Source organism: Enterobacter cloacae complex sp. BZL2005 (assembly GCF_049238885.1).
Lineage (GTDB): Bacteria > Pseudomonadota > Gammaproteobacteria > Enterobacterales > Enterobacteriaceae > Enterobacter > Enterobacter roggenkampii.
Map to the genome: position 1 here is coordinate 125,584 of NZ_JBMKGI010000008.1, position 15,030 is coordinate 140,613.

General features: G+C 59.3%; 10 protein-coding genes. 4 read left to right on the plus strand and 6 right to left on the minus strand.

Going from position 1 to position 15,030, the window contains the following annotated elements; all coding sequences use genetic code 11:
- Positions 1–55 precede the first annotated feature (55 nt).
- Together pbpC and ACOTXI_RS15310 are read right to left on the minus strand one after the other, a co-directional pair.
- Positions 56–2,383: a peptidoglycan glycosyltransferase PbpC gene (gene pbpC / locus ACOTXI_RS15305; RefSeq protein WP_421633946.1), complete on the minus strand. Its 2,328-nt coding sequence runs from the start codon at positions 2,381–2,383 to the stop codon at positions 56–58.
- A gap of 1 nt (position 2,384) precedes the next feature.
- Positions 2,385–7,337, minus strand: coding sequence for an alpha-2-macroglobulin family protein (locus ACOTXI_RS15310; protein WP_058653456.1), 4,953 nt, complete (start codon positions 7,335–7,337; stop codon positions 2,385–2,387).
- Between the two features lie 286 nt (positions 7,338–7,623).
- On the opposite strand from ACOTXI_RS15310, the gene ACOTXI_RS15315 reads away from it, so the two are divergent.
- The 4 genes from ACOTXI_RS15315 to ACOTXI_RS15330 all read left to right on the plus strand — a co-directional run bounded on the left by ACOTXI_RS15315 (position 7,624) and on the right by ACOTXI_RS15330 (position 12,254).
- Complete coding sequence (locus ACOTXI_RS15315) at positions 7,624–9,168, plus strand: PTS transporter subunit EIIC (protein ID WP_008502147.1); 1,545 nt, start codon at positions 7,624–7,626, stop codon at positions 9,166–9,168.
- A 12-nt stretch (positions 9,169–9,180) separates the two neighbouring features.
- The gene (locus tag ACOTXI_RS15320) at positions 9,181–10,548 is read left to right on the plus strand and encodes a 6-phospho-alpha-glucosidase (protein WP_008502148.1); all 1,368 of its coding nucleotides are present in this window, start codon (positions 9,181–9,183) and stop codon (positions 10,546–10,548) included.
- Between the two features lie 90 nt (positions 10,549–10,638).
- Complete coding sequence (gene sseA, locus ACOTXI_RS15325; protein WP_023294317.1) at positions 10,639–11,484, plus strand: 3-mercaptopyruvate sulfurtransferase; 846 nt, start codon at positions 10,639–10,641, stop codon at positions 11,482–11,484.
- Positions 11,484–12,254, plus strand: coding sequence for a MurR/RpiR family transcriptional regulator (locus ACOTXI_RS15330; protein ID WP_008502150.1), 771 nt, complete (start codon positions 11,484–11,486; stop codon positions 12,252–12,254). Before sseA ends, ACOTXI_RS15330 begins: the two co-directional genes overlap by 1 nt.
- A 17-nt stretch (positions 12,255–12,271) precedes the next feature.
- On the opposite strand, the gene sseB is transcribed toward ACOTXI_RS15330, so the two are convergent.
- From sseB to fdx, 4 genes are all read right to left on the minus strand, one after another.
- Entirely contained in the window at positions 12,272–13,048 is a 777-nt protein-coding gene (gene sseB, locus ACOTXI_RS15335) for an enhanced serine sensitivity protein SseB (RefSeq protein WP_008502151.1), read from the minus strand.
- A gap of 96 nt (positions 13,049–13,144) precedes the next feature.
- The gene (gene pepB, locus ACOTXI_RS15340; RefSeq protein ID WP_008502152.1) at positions 13,145–14,431 is read right to left on the minus strand and encodes an aminopeptidase PepB; all 1,287 of its coding nucleotides are present in this window, start codon (positions 14,429–14,431) and stop codon (positions 13,145–13,147) included.
- 60 nt (positions 14,432–14,491) lie between these two features.
- On the minus strand, positions 14,492–14,692 hold the full coding sequence (gene iscX, locus ACOTXI_RS15345) for a Fe-S cluster assembly protein IscX (protein ID WP_003860650.1): 201 nt from the start codon (positions 14,690–14,692) through the stop codon (positions 14,492–14,494).
- A gap of 1 nt (position 14,693) precedes the next feature.
- The gene (gene fdx / locus ACOTXI_RS15350; protein WP_003860652.1) at positions 14,694–15,029 is read right to left on the minus strand and encodes an ISC system 2Fe-2S type ferredoxin; all 336 of its coding nucleotides are present in this window, start codon (positions 15,027–15,029) and stop codon (positions 14,694–14,696) included.
- Between the last annotated feature and the right edge of the window lies 1 nt (position 15,030).

Sequence of the window (15,030 nt, forward strand, 5' to 3'; positions counted from 1 at the left end):
GTTTTTTTGCAGAACCGAACATTGATAATTATCAAGCTAACCCTTCTGGATTATTTTAATAAGCCATTTCGAAATTCACCGTCGCTATTTGGCCGGTTTCATCCATTACCATTAATTGATATTCACCCGGCAAATATAATTTCAGTGAATATTTAGATTCATGCCCCTCTAAAGGCTCGCCATTTAAAAACCACCATCGCTGCCCTTCTCCACCGCTGGTTGAGAGAGAAAGCGTTATAGTTGTCTCACCCGGAAGACGCTTGATGACGGCTCCCTCTCTGACCCCTGACAGCATAAGCGGCGCGATATTGCTGTTATCCAGAGGCGGGCAAACTGTTGATACTGCCGGGAGACGCGCCGCTCTTTTTTCCGCAGCGGGCAGCCACGGCTCCAGCGGCAGCGGCCAGACATCTAGGACTTTTTCAGTAGCATCCGGGCAATCTGCGGCCACGCGTTTGCCGGTTTTATCCAGCCAGACCGGGAAACGAATGCCGCGTATGCCCTCCTGTTCAGGGAGAAGCAGCGTGGGCGGCTCACTCCCTTCCAGCAGCCAGGTCGACAGGCGACGTCGACAGTTTTCACTGCCTTCCGGTAGCGACTGGCCGCCCGGCCAGCAGATCACGCCCCGCCCGACGCTCTCCGGACGCGGATCGCGCGGCAGGCGGGCTTCGTCTACCGTTGAACGTGACTGAAGCAGATTATTGACCTGGTTTAACAGCGGAACCGCGCTGGCAAACCCAAACTGTCCCGCCACGGGCGTGCCGTCCGGTCGTCCGGTCCAGATGCCTATCACATAACGGGCATTCAGACCGATGGCCCAGGCATCACGGTACCCGTAGCTGGTGCCGGTTTTCCACGCCAGCGGCGCAATCTGTGGCAGCGCATTGTCCGGCAGCGGCTGCGCTTCATTGGCAAGAATACGGCGAATAATCCACGCCGAGCCTGGCGATAACAGCGGGCGTTCAGTCAGCGGATCGCCCGGCTGTAACCGCAGCCTTCCCGCCTTACCGTGTCGGGCAAAGGCGCTATAGGCCGCAGTGATATCTGCCAGCCGCGCGCCCGCCCCGCCGAGGATCAGAGACAGATTCGGCTGTGCCCCCGCAGGCAGGATCAGCGGCAACCCTGCGTTGCTCAGCATCCCGGCAAATCGTTTTGGTCCGTAGGCTTCCAGCACCTGAACGGCCGGCAGGTTGAGGGAGCGGACCAGCGCTTCACTCATGCTGACCGGTCCATGGAACCCGCTGTCAAAATTCCCGGGACGATAATCACCGGTTTTTCTTGGCACATCCTGAAGCAGCGAGGCGGGATGGATCAGGCCATCATCCAGCGCCATGCCGTAGATAAAGGGTTTTAACACCGATCCCGGCGATCGGATCGCATTGACCATATCCACATGGCTAAAACGCGTGTCATCGTTGATATCCACCGACCCAACCCAACCGCGCACTTTCATATCGGTATGATCGACCACGATCATCGCCAGCGAGCTGCGGGCCGGCAGACGCGATTTCCAGTTCATCGCCAGCTCTTCCAGCTGCCGCTGCAGTCCGGCATCCAGCGTGGTGACAATTTTCGTGTCGCGACTTTTGCCGAGCATCATCCGAGCAAAGAGCGGCGCCAGCTGCGGCATCTGCCGGGGCGCCAGCCATACTGATTCTTCACGGGACTCTTTGACCTGCTTTGCGGACCAGACGCCCTGCGTCGCCATGCGGTCGAGCACTTTATTGCGCGCCGCTTCGGCCCGTTCAGGCCAGCGGTCCGGGCGTAATCGACTCGGCGCCTGCGGCAGCACCGCCAGCAGCGCCGCGTCGGAATAGCTGAGCTGCGACGGCGGCTTGCCCAGATATGTCCAGCTTGCCGCTCCCACGCCCTGCAGCGTACCGCCAAAAGGGGCGCGATTGAGATAGAGCGTCAGGATTTCGCGTTTGGAAAGATGCCACTCCAGCTGCATGGCACGCCAGAGCTGGCGAATTTTGCCGCCAAAGGTGCGCGGATGCGGGTCCAGCAGTCGCGCGACCTGCATGGTGAGCGTGCTTCCGCCAGAGATGACTTTCCCGGAACTGAGATCCTGCCAGGCGGCGCGCAGGACAGAGAGCGGGTTTACGCCGGGGTGATCCCAGAACCAGCGATCTTCGTACTGGATCAGCGCCTCAAGATAACGGGGAGAGACCTCTTCGATCGTCACCGGATAGCGCCAGATCCCGTCGCTATCGGCAAAACGCCAGAGCGGCGTGCCCTTCTCATCCACCACCACCCGGGCAGGGTTAACCTCTTTCAGCGGCAACGGCCACAGGCGATCGGCGACGAAAATCAGCCCCCCTAAAATGAGAAGCGCTCCCGCCAGCCACAGCCAGCGGGAGCGTGTCAGACGTGCCATTCGCATATTACGGAACAACAATCAGCGGGCCGCTGGCCGCACCCGTTGCCCGCCACTGCGGAACGTACATAGACTCCACCATCGGCACCGGCACCTGGTAGGTTCCCGGCGTCACGGCGCGCGCCAGATAAACCAGCGTGACCGGCTGACCTTCATTTACCGGCACGGCCGCCACAAAGCGGTCGTCGCGGAATTCCATATGCTGAATGTCCGCCTGCTGCATCTGGCTGAGCAGGTTCTGCACCTCACTGCCGCTGTCCTGCAGGCTGGCGCTGCTGCTTGCCAGGTTCTGGTTTTCCAGCTCCAGCCCCGCAGGCAGGAGATCTACCACCAGCGCGTCCGGCACGTTCTGGCTGGCTTTAACTTCCAGCCACACCAGCACCAGCTCGCCGCTCTTCAGCGAAGAGAGTGATTTTGTACTGCCGTCGGTTGCCAGGATATGACGTTCGACCTGCAACACGTTCGCGCTCGGCTGAGGAGCATAGTCAGGATAGCCGGTGCTGTCCAAACGTACCCAGAGCGGTGTCGTTCCGGTATTGGTGACCTGCAGCGCGCCAAGCTGGTCGCCGCTCACGTTTTGTACCTGCGCTTTATCGCCACCTGATGCGGAATCTGACAGGGAGGTTTTCGCCTGCCATGCGCCGGACAGAGTTTGCAGCGAACGTCCGGCCAGGAACAGCGCGTTGCTCTCCTGAGTGGACAACCAGCGCTGGCTGAAGGCCTGTTCAGAAAGAGCATTCAGCAGCGTATTTTGCGCATCCGGCAGAAGTTTGTACTCCTCCAGCAGGGAGAGCATCAGCGCGTTATCGCGAAGCTGGCTGCCGTAATCGGCCATCCAGGTTTTGCTGTCGTTGCGCGGCGTTTTGAGCGCCAGATCCAGCGCCTGCTGGCTGCGCGGGGCATCGCCCATCAGCCTGAGCGCCATGCCCAGCTGCATCAGCGGCAGGCCGGACGCCGCCTGAGCGTGACGATCCCAGATTTCACGCAGCGCGCCCAGCGGCGCTTTTTGCTGACGAGCCAGCACCAGCGCGGCATAGGCCTGAACGGCAAATTTACTGGCCTGAGTATCGTCGCTGTAGCGGATGGACATCATGCCCGGGTCCTGCAGATAGCGCAGCAACCGGCTATTGGCGTTATTCACCGCATCGGCAGGCACGCTATAGCCCTGCTCGCCCGCCCGCACCAGGAAGTCGGTCACATAAGCCGTCAGCCAGTACTCTTCCGGACCGTTTTTATCCCACAGCGCGAACCCGCCGTCTTCACGCTGCATCTGCAGCAGACGGGAAATACCGATATCAATGGCGGCACGGCGTTTATCGTCCGTATCACCTTTAATGCCAAGCGCCGTCAGCTGCGCCGCGTTGGTGTAGAGCGACGGGAACAGGCCGCTGGTGGTCTGCTCCAGGCAGCCATACGGATAGGCCTGCAGTTCGCGAATATAGCGCGCCAGGTTGAGCGGTGGTTTGCCGCTCAGCAGCAGTTGTCCCTGCAGGGTGGCAGGAGAGAAACCGTTACTGTGCTGCGCCGGTGCGGTCCAGAATTCGCCAGGGTTGAGCATGGCACCGGTATTCACCGTCTGTGCCGGGAATGCCGGACGCACGCCGATTTTCCAGCTCTTCTGCTGTGGTGCAAAGGTCTCGCCCGGAAGCTGCAGGCCGGTAACCTGTGCTGTTACCTCTCCGTCACCATACCCCTCCAGCGCACGCACCGGAATAAACAGGGTGGTCCGCGCCCCCGGAGGCAGCTGCACCGGCTGCGGCTGTCCACCTTCCAGCGACAGTTTGCCTGTCGCGGTCAGGGCAACGTTCAGCGTTTGCGGCTGGTCGGTCAGGTTGGTGAGATCCAGCGTCAGGCGTGAGGTGTCTCCACTTGCCAGGAAGCGCGGCGTGTTGAGCTCGGTAATAACCGGCGCGGCCACCACAACCTTGCTTTCGCTGCTGCCGAAATCGTCTTCTGTCCAGGCCTGCGCCATCAGACGCAGTTCGCCGTTGAAATCACCAATCGGCAGCGTAATCGTGCCTTCCCCGTTGGCATCCAGCGTAACCGGCTGTGCCTGCTGGGCAATGATGGTGACGTGGTTCACCGGCGGTTTGCCGCCGCGCTTCAGTTCATCCCCATCGCCACCGAAGCGCAGCGCGGCCAGACGGCCCTGCCCTTCAATGACCTGGCCGTATATATCGTAGATATCCGCGCCGTAACGCTTCTGGCCAAAGAAAGCCTGCCACGGATCCGGCGTGACGTAATCGGTAATGTTCAGCACGCCGCTGTCCACCGCCGAGACCAGCACGTTCACCTTCTGCGGCACGGCCCCCTCTTTCACGCTGGCTTTCACCTTCACCGAGAGCGTCTGGTTTGGACGCATTTTCTGCGGGTTATCGAGCGCAATATTCAGGCGGCGATTTTCGTCGCCCATCGGCAGATGCAGCAGGCCTACCGCGCGTTTCGGCGTGGCGGATTTGGATTTATCGCCCGGACGTACCACCAACGTACTCAGGTAGAGGTCGTGACGCTTCCAGGCCTTGTCGACCGGGATGGCGAGATCCAGTCCGTTTGCCGGTACGTCGATCTCTTTCCACCACAGCGGCCCTTCGCTGGATTCGATCATCGCATAGCCCTTGCCTGCGGCCGGCGCGGCGATGTGCAGTTGGATGGTGTCGCCCGGCTGATAGGCTGGCTTATCCAGTTTCAGCGTCACGCGGTCAGGGCGCGCGGCTCCGGTGCCGTCGCTGTTATCCTGCCAGCTGTAGCCTGCCCAGAAGCGCACGCTGCTCACCATATCATCAGGCGCTTTCACCTCCAGACGATAAGAGCCCCACTCTACCGGGAAGGTAACTTTACCCGTTTCATCGGCCTTAAGCGTCAGCTCCTGCTCGCCTTCGACCAGGTCTTTCTGATCGAACTGAGACTGCCAGCCTTCGCTCTCAGACCAGTTCCAGAAGTAGTCACGACGCTCGCGAATCAGTCGTACCTGTAATCCGGAAACGGCCTTTTTGGCTCCGCTGGCATCGGCATACACGATGTCGAAACTGGCGTTGCCGTTCTCATCAACAATCGGCTGGTTGACGGTCGTATCGGTGCGGTAGTCGTAAACGGCTTTACTGGCGAACTGAGGGCGAATACCCGGCAGCTCAGCCGCCGGCCAGATGGACTGCTCAGCACGACGCGTCACCGGACGACCGCCCGACTCCAGCAGGCTGGCCTGCAGGATCAGCTGCAGCGGAGAGTGCACGTCTTTCCACTGGCTTTCGGTAGAAACCTGCCCACGCCCCTGCTCGTCCAGCGTAAGCTGAACTTCATCCAGGCTGCGGCTCAGGTTCTCTTCGGCGATATCACCAAACTGGTAGCCCGGCAGTGCCGGAACCGCGTCACGCAGCGGACGCAGGAATAGCTGGCCCTGCAGAGAGTTACCGTTGGCCGGTGCACCATACAGGTAATAGCCGACCACGTTAAAGTCGACGTTATCCTGCGGTGAAACCGGCGTTTTTTGTCCACTCAGGTTGAGCGCCATGCGCTCTGGCATGAAGTCTTCGACGTGGAAGTCCCACAGGCGCTGCAGGTTATCGCCCGTGTTGGCGCGAATATGCCACATGCCGGTCTGCGCCCCGCTGTCCAGCGGGTAGTTGAATCGGTAGAGACCGTTTTCAGGCTGAACAACGATCGAGCGAGCCACCTGACCGTCAGGGCGCAGCACGTCAAGCTTCACGGGCTGATCGGGAAGCGGCTTACCGTCACTGTCGCGCAGCAGGCCGTTGAGGATCACCGTTTCACCCGGGCGATAGAGATCGCGTGGGCCAAACATGAAGAACTGCTTGCTGTAGCCCGGACTCCCGGCGATATCAAACTCCGCCAGGTCGAGGGCCGGCAGCTTGAGGTCAAGCAGCGTGGTCTGGCCGTCTTTACTGGCCAGAATCAGGGCAGCCTCTTTGTCGGTCTCAAGCTTTGCGTGGCCATCGCCGTCGCTTTTCGCTTCGGCAAGGGTCTGCCCTTTGTCATTCAGCAGGGTGACGGCGACGCCAGACTGCGCCGCACCGTTCTCCAGACTCTGGGTGAAGATGTCCAGGCGGTTATGATAACGGTGAGCGGACAGGCCAATATCGCTTAAGGTAAAGAGCGTTGCGGCGTTGCTGTAGTTATAGTGCCCGGCCTGGTTCATGACCGCGATGTAAACCCCAGACTGCTGGAGCGGTTTAATATCCTTCAGGGGCAACAGCAATTTTTCGCGCGTGTTGCGCGCCGGATTAAGATCGAAGCGACCGGTGTAAACCAGCTCCGCCATCTTTAGCAGGTTGTCGGACTCCCAGTTGGTGAGGGAGTTGCGGTATTCCCACTGGCTGACAAAAGAGGCCAGCGATTCCGGCTTCACGCGGTAGAAATTGACGTCAACATTGTTGACGTTGAGCGCCATCACCGGCAACCCTTCCACCACCTTGCCCGGCAGCAGCGAGCCGCGGCTGGCAAACCCGACGGTAGGCTCGACGTCCCGGGTGGTGAGGGCTTTTTCATAATCAATGCCGAACGTCGCCTTGTTCAGCGCCTGCAGGCCCCGTTCAACGGTGACGACCAGGTTGCGGTTGGGCTCCAGATGACGCAGGCGAAGCTCTTTCAGGTTAGGCGCAAGTTCCCACGCCCCGTCAACTTTGCCGCTTTTTTTGTCCACGACATGCACGGTTTTCGCGAAATCCTGCTCGGGATTCAGCGGAACCGAGAATGTCAGCACCAGCGTGGCGGCACCGTCGAGCTGAACTTCAGAAGCATCAAGCAGAGTGAGCGCTTTGCCCTGACTTTGTGCCGCCAGTTTTGCCAGCTTGTCAGCGTCTGGCTTTTCCGCCGCTTTTGGTGTGGTTGCTGTAGATGCCGCGGGAGCCGCAGCCTGAGGTTTATCGTCGCTGTTATCACAGCCGACAAGCGTAAACGTGGTAAGCAGCGCAAGAGAGAGCGCGGCTAAGCGAAACGGTTTCATCCTTTGTCCCTGGCCCATGGAGCCTGTTGGTCGTCGTCCGGATAAGTATTATCCGCAAGTTTCATTAATTCAAAAAGTCCAATTTTAGAATCTGGAAAACGCCTCGCAGAATGGCATCACGCCGCTACGCCGTGATGGAACCGCGATCACAGCGCATAACGTCACATGTTACCTTTCACGTCATTTGTTTTTAAAACAAGAGGATAGCTGGATAAGCGTCCCTGAAGGCTGCTAGTTTTATGACCATGACGCACCCCGAGTGCGCGGTTCAAAAAGAGAGAAAGCCATGAAACGAGCCGTGAACGCCCTACAAAATTTCGGAAAATCATTGTACGGACCGGTGCTTATCTTACCGATCGTCGGTCTGTTTATCGCCTTTGGTAACGTGCTGGGTAACGGTAATCTCGCCGAGTACCTGCCGTTTCTCGGTCATCCGCTGATTCAGCATCTTGGTCAGTTGATCGCAAAATCTGCCGTGTCGGTGCTGGTTAACCTGGCGCTGGTGTTTGCCGTCGGTATTCCGATTGGCCTGGCAACGCGCGATAAAGGATATGCCGCGCTGATTGGCCTGGTCACCTTTGTCGTGTTCATCAACGCCATGAACGTCACGCTGCAGCTGCAGGGCGCACTGGCGCCAGCGGCGCAGATGAAAGCGGCCGGACAGACGATGGTACTGGGCGTGCAGGTGCTGGAGATGGGGGTCTTTGCCGGGATACTGACCGGAGCGCTTTCCGGCTATCTGTACAACAAATATTCCGGCGTACAGTTTAACGGCGCGATGGCGATTTACTCCGGCCACTGTTTTGTCGCCATCGTCATGCTCCCCGTCTCCATGCTGCTCGGCGTGGTGATGAGTGAGCTTTGGCCCTTTGCCCAGCATGGCATTAGCGCCCTGGCGCTGGCCATCAAAGGCTCCGGGCCGTTTGGCGTGGCCATCTACGGTTTCCTGGAACGCATTCTGGTCCCCACCGGCCTGCACCATCTGGTTTATACGCCGTTCCTCTATACCGAGCTGGGCGGCACGCAGGAGGTATGCGGCGCAACCTATCAGGGCGCGCGCAATATCTACTTTGCCGAGATGGCCTGCCCGGACGTGAAGCAGCTCAGCAGCACCGTGGTGTGGGACGCCCGCGGCATCAGCAAAATGTTTGGCCTGCCTGCCGCGGCGCTGGCGATGTATATGACCGCCAGGCCAGAGCGTAAAGCGGCGGCGAAAGCGATTCTGATCCCGGCGGCACTGACTTCGCTGCTGGTCGGCGTGACCGAGCCTATTGAGTTCTCCTTCCTGTTTGTCGCCCCGCTGCTGTTCGTGGTGCATGCGGTGCTGACCGGCATCGGCATGATGCTGTTCTCGCTGCTGGGCGTTCACGCCATCGGCGCCAACGGGATTATCGACTTCATCCTTTACAACCTGCCGCTCGGCACGGCCAAGTCCAACTGGCCGATGTACATCCTGGTCGGGCTGATCATGTTCTCCCTCTACTTTGTGGTTTTCCGCTTCCTGATCCTGCGCTTCAACATGAAAACGCCGGGCCGCGAAGATGAGGACCAGGAGACGCGCCTCTACAGCAAGCAGGAGTACCAGGCGAAGGGCAATAACGACGGTCTGGGCGAGTCTATCGTTGTGGGGCTGGGCGGTCGGGAAAACATTGAAGTGGTGGACAACTGCTACACCCGCTTGCGCGTCACGGTAAAGGACGTCGCCATCATCGACGAGCCGCGCCTGAAGGCGACTGGCGCGAAAGGGATTATCAAACAAGGTAACAACGTTCAGGTGGTCTACGGGCTGCATGTCAAAAAAATGCGAGAAGCCGTTGAGACGTTTCTCTGAAAGGAGCTAAAGATGTTAACACCCCCATTCATTCTGTCGATTGCCGGCGGCGGCAGCACCTACACGCCGGGCATTGTGAAAAGCCTGATGGTGCGCCTGCAGGATTTCCCGCTGGCCGAAATTCGCCTGTACGATATCGACGAGGCGCGCCAGAACACCATTGCGCCGGTCGTCGAGAAGGTCATTCGCGACCACAGTCAGCGCATCACATTTACCGTCACCAGCGACCCGGAAGTGGCCTTTAGCGGCGCGCATTTTGTCTTCGCCCAGATGCGCGTCGGCCAGTACAAAATGCGTGAACAGGATGAGAAGATCCCGCTGCGTCACGGCGTGGTGGGCCAGGAAACCTGCGGCCCCGGCGGGCTGGCCTACGGCCTGCGCACGATCCTGCCGATGGTGGAGCTTATCGATCTGGTCGATCGCTACGCGCATGAGAAAGCCTGGATCGTGAACTACTCCAACCCGGCGGCGATCGTCGCGGAAGGCGTGCGCCGCCTGCGCCCGAACGCAAGGGTGCTGAACATCTGCGATATGCCGGTTGCCGCGATGCGCAATATGGGCGCCATTCTGGGCGTGGATCGTCATAAACTGGAAGTGGACTACTTCGGCCTGAACCACTTCGGCTGGTTTACCCGCGTGCTGGTGGACGGCGAAGACAAGCTCCCGGCGCTGCGTAAGCATATCGCGAAGTTTGGCCTGCTGACGGAAGATGCGGCTAAAACCGACCCGCAGCACTCGGATCCGTCGTGGGTGAAAACCTGGCGCAATATCAAGCCGATCATGGACAACTTCCCCGAGTATCTGCCGAACCCGTATCTGCAGTATTACCTGATGCCGAACCAGATTGTGGCGCATCAGAACCCGGACTATACCCGCGCCAACGAAGTGATGAACGGGCGCGAGAAAAAGCTGTTCGCCGCCGCCGAAGAATATCAGCGCACCGGAATTTTACCGGATGCCTTCCACGTGGGCGTCCACGGTGAATTTATCGTTGACGTCGCCTGTTCGCTGGCGTTCAACCTGCGAAGCCGCCATCTGGTGATGGTGGAAAACCGCGGGGCGATTACCAACCTGCCGTACGATGCGGTGGTGGAAGTTCCCGCTTATATCACCGCCGAAGGCCCGGAACCGATTCGCGTCGGCCAGGTGCCGCTGTTCCATCAGACCCTTTTGCAACAGCAGCTCGCGTCTGAACAGCTGCTGGTGGAGGCGACTATCGAAGGCAGCTATGAAAAAGCGTTGCAGGCATTTACCCTGAACCGCACCGTGCCGACCATGGAACATGCAAAAGCGATTCTGGATGAGATGATTGAAGCCAACCGCGACTACTGGCCAGCGCTGCAAAAAGCCTGGCAGGACGGCGAACCGGTGAAAAAATAGGGGCTTGCTCGCGAGTTGAACGTGGTTTGCTTGTCGGTGTCAGAAAAAACACCGACAATCCTTTTTTACGGAAAAGAATGGAGGCAACCCATGTCCACCTCATATTTTGTCGCCGCCGACTGGCTGATTGAGCACGGCGACGATCCGGAAGTTCAGATTATCGACGCGCGTATGGCCCCTCCGGGACAAGAGCATCGTGACGTGCCCGGTGAATACCGTGCCGGGCATCTGCCGGGTGCGGTATTTTTTGATATCGAAGCCCTCTCCGATCATACCTCTCCCCTGCCGCACATGCTGCCGCGCCCGGAAGCGTTTTCCGTGGCGATGCGCGAGCTGGGCGTCAGCAAAGACAAACACCTCGTTGTCTATGATGAAGGTAACCTCTTTTCCGCGCCGCGCGCGTGGTGGATGCTGAAAAACTTCGGCGTGGAAAAAGTCTCGATTCTGGCGGGCGGCCTCGCGGGCTGGAAACGTGACGAGCTGCCGCTTCAGCAGGGTGACGTCACGCTGCCGGAAGGCGAATTCGATGCGACCTTTGACGCCCACGTGGTAAAACGCCTGACCGACGTGCTGGTTGTAAGCCACGAAAAAACGGCCCAAATCGTTGATGCCCGCCCTGCGCCACGCTTCAATGCCGAGGCGGATGAACCGCGTCCGGGACTTAGGCGCGGACATATTCCCGGTGCGCTGAACGTGCCGTGGGGCGACCTGGTGTTTGAGGGCGAGCTGAAAACCACCGACGAGCTGCGCGCCATTTTTGAACGTCAGGGCGTGGATTTGCATCGTCCGATTATCGCCAGCTGCGGTTCCGGCGTAACGGCCTGCGTGGTCATTCTGGCGCTCGCCACGCTCGGCGTAAGCGACGTCACGCTCTACGACGGCGCCTGGAGCGAATGGGGCGCGCGTGACGACCTGCCGGTTGAACCCGCGAAATAATGGATAACCGCCTGGCCACGCTGTTAACGCGCGGGGCGTCATTGACCCGCGCGGAGTATCGCGTCCTCGCCCACCTCACGGAGCATCCGCTGCTGGTGGGCAACATCACGGTTCGCGAGCTGGCAAAGGCGACATTCGTTTCTACCGCCACCATCATGCGGCTGTGCCAGAAGCTGGGGTTCAGCGGCTTCAGCGAGTTTATCTGGCACTGCAAGCAGCTGCTCTCCGACACGCCGCATATTGCCGCTCAGGCGCAGTCGCGCCCTGAACTCCCGGTGTTGTTTAACCAGTTTATCGCCAACTATCAGCACACCTTTCAGTGGGTTACCCAGGACAAACGCCAGCAGTTTTCCGACCTGCTGCGCCAGAAAGAGAGCTTCTTTCTCTACGGGGCCGGGTTTTCTTATCTGTTTGCGGAGTACCTGACCAAGAAGCTACAGGTAATGGGCAAAACGGCGTTTATCTCCGGACCGGGCGACAGCCGGAACATTTTTCTCAGCAATGCCGCCCGCTATCAGGTGTTTATTGCCGTCTCGCGCAGTGGCGAAACGGAGCAGGTGCTGGATAAAGCGCGGATAGCCAAAAACGTCGGCATGACGATCGTCGCGTTTACCCGCGCCTCGGCCAACACGCTGGCGGAGATGGCCGACGTGCACTTTGCGCTCTATGACGAAGCGGTGCACTTTGCCGCCGAAGCCGCAGGGGTGACGTCGTTTGAGTCGAATCTGGTGCTGCTGATGGATTTACTGCTGCTGGAAGCAACGGGGTGATATTCACCCCGCTGTCATCAGATGATGCGGTTAGTTTTGAGATCGCGCAGGAAGCCGCCCCAGCGACGCTCATAGAACGGCGTAATGTGCTCGGTAATAAAGTGGCTAATGCCCTTCTCACCGTTTTTCACCTGGCAGATATCAATTGGTTCATCGCCCGGTAGCGTGTCGGTCGCCACGCTTCCCGCTGCCTGAACGATCTCGTCGAAATCGCCATCGGCTTCAATACCGATCAACAGCACCGGCTTTTCGTCCGCGCGCTCTTTAATGGAGCAGAGAAACGCGCGCCTGACGGGCTTGAGCGTTTTGAACAGCGTCGTCAGGGAATCAATCATCTGCGCGGGCGGCTCGGCCACTTCAGAGAGCAGCAGTGTTTCGCCCCCTTCGAGCACTTCCTGCGTGCTGAGCGGGTTGCCCTCTTCGCCAATCAGGTGGCTGATTTCACGTGGCGTAAACTCTTTCCCGGTCGGCAGCTTCGCGTTCAGGAACAGCGTCTGGCCGAGCGTCATTTCAAACAGGGTACGCACCGGCATCACCACGAACGCCTGTTCATCTTCTACCGCTTTCTGCAGCGCTTCCAGCGAGGTGAAGAACGGGATCACCGACGTGCCGTCGTCTTTCTCCCAGTGCAGCAGATCCAGCGCGCTGTCTTCTACGACCTGTTCACCTTCAGCCGCAGTGCCCGGCACCCAGACGGTGGATTCCAGCAGCGTGCGGAAAAAGGCCGGACGGTGGGCGGGCTCGGTCGCCGCCTGCTCCAGCAGGGTTTCTAATTCGTTTTTGGTATCTGACATAGTTTGGCTACTTCACACTTGCCCGGCGGCGCTACGCTTGCACGGGCCTACGGGTTTTGTAGGCCGGGTAAGCGTAGCGCCACCCGGCAAAAAAGATTACTCAGCCGTCAGCAGGTTCGCCACGGTACGCACGCCCAGACCGGTCGCGCCCGCGGACCACTGCTCAACCGCCGCTTTACGGTAGGTTGCAGAGCAGTCAATGTGCAGCCAGCCCTCGTGGTAGTTCTCAACAAAGTGAGACAGGAACCCTGCTGCGGTGCTTGCCCCCGCCGGGTACGCCGCGCTGGCGGTGTTGTTCAGCTCGGCAAAGTTGGACGGCAGCTGGCTACGGTGGAACTCGGCCAGCGGCAGGCGCCAGAACGGTTCGTTTTCCGCCGCGGCGCTCGCCAGCAGGCGTGCGGCCAGCTTGTCGTCAAAGCTGAACAGCGCGTGGTAGTCGTTACCCAGCGCGGTTTTCGCCGCACCGGTCAGAGTCGCCATGTCGATGATCAGCTCAGGCTTCTGGGCAGAGGCGTCGATCAGGCCATCGGCCAGCACCAGACGACCTTCGGCGTCAGTGTTCATCACCTCAACGTTTTTGCCGTTACGGTAGCGAATGATGTCGCCCAGCTTGAAGGCGTTGCCGCTCACCATGTTGTCCGCGCAGCACAGGTACAGCTTCACGCGCTTTTTCAGACCGCGGGTGATGGCAAAGGCCAGCGCGCCGGTGATGGTGGCCGCGCCGCCCATGTCGGACTTCATGGAGTCCATGAACGCGCTCTGCTTCAGGCTGTAGCCGCCGGTGTCGAAGGTGATGCCTTTACCTACCAGGCAGGCAAAGACCGGCGCTTCTTTATCGCCGGTTGGGTTGTAATCCAGCGCCAGCAGCACCGGTGGACGCTCGGAGCCGCGCCCCACGGTGTGGATACCCATGTAGTTCTGCTCGCGCAGGTCTTCTCCCTTGGTGATGCGGTAGGACATCTTGTCGCCCGCCACGCCGCACAGCAGGTCAACGGCGCGCTGCGCCAGCTGCTCAGGGCCTAATTCTTCCGCCGGAGCGTTAATGGTGTCGCGTACCCAGTCGATGATTTTCAGGCGGCTTTCCAGCTCTTTCTGACCGACTTCGTCGAGGTTCGCCCACTCAATTTTGCGGGTGCCTTTCGGCCCTTTATAGCCCGCCCAGAACGCCCAGCTGCGGTCGGTATCCCACCCTTCGCCTTCCAGCGAGACATGCTTAATGCCCAGACCGTCAATTTTACGTGCGGCGCGCTGGATCAGGCCCAAATCATCATTGCCCGTCAGGTGCAGGGTAATACCGTCGTTATTAATGCTGTAGGTGGCTTTCTCGCCCCAGCGCGCGTCGGCAGGCTGATTCGAGAGCGTAATCTTCATCGCTTCGGTCATTTTATTTTTCCTTATTAGCAACTAGCAAACGGGCCGCCTGAAGGCAGCCCGTTTTGTTATTTATTCTGCTTCATCTAACCAGACTAACAGAATCGCCTCCAGAATTTTTTCATTGGATGCGTTTGGATCGTCGTCGAAATCCTCTAAATCGCAGATCCACTGATGCATATCGGTGAATCGTACGGTCTTCGGATCGAGATCCGGGTTCGCGTCGTAGAGCGCTTCGCCGATTTCACGGCTGTCTGTCCACTTCAGTCCCATATTAATGCTCGCGTGCGTGGTTGATGGTGTAGCGTGGGAACTCCACGACCAGATCTTCATCGGTCACCGCAGCCTGGCAGCTTAAGCGGCTGTCCGGCTCCAGACCCCATGCTTTATCCAGCATGTCGTCTTCGTCTTCGGTGCTCTCGGCAAGAGAGTCAAAACCTTCACGCACGATGCAGTGGCAGGTGGTGCAGGCACAGGATTTTTCACAGGCGTGTTCCACTTCGATACCTGCACGCAGGGCTACATCGAGAATGGTTTCGCCGGTCTTCGCTTCCAGAACAGCGCCATCCGGACAGAGGTCCGCATGAGGCAAAATTACAATCTTTGGCATA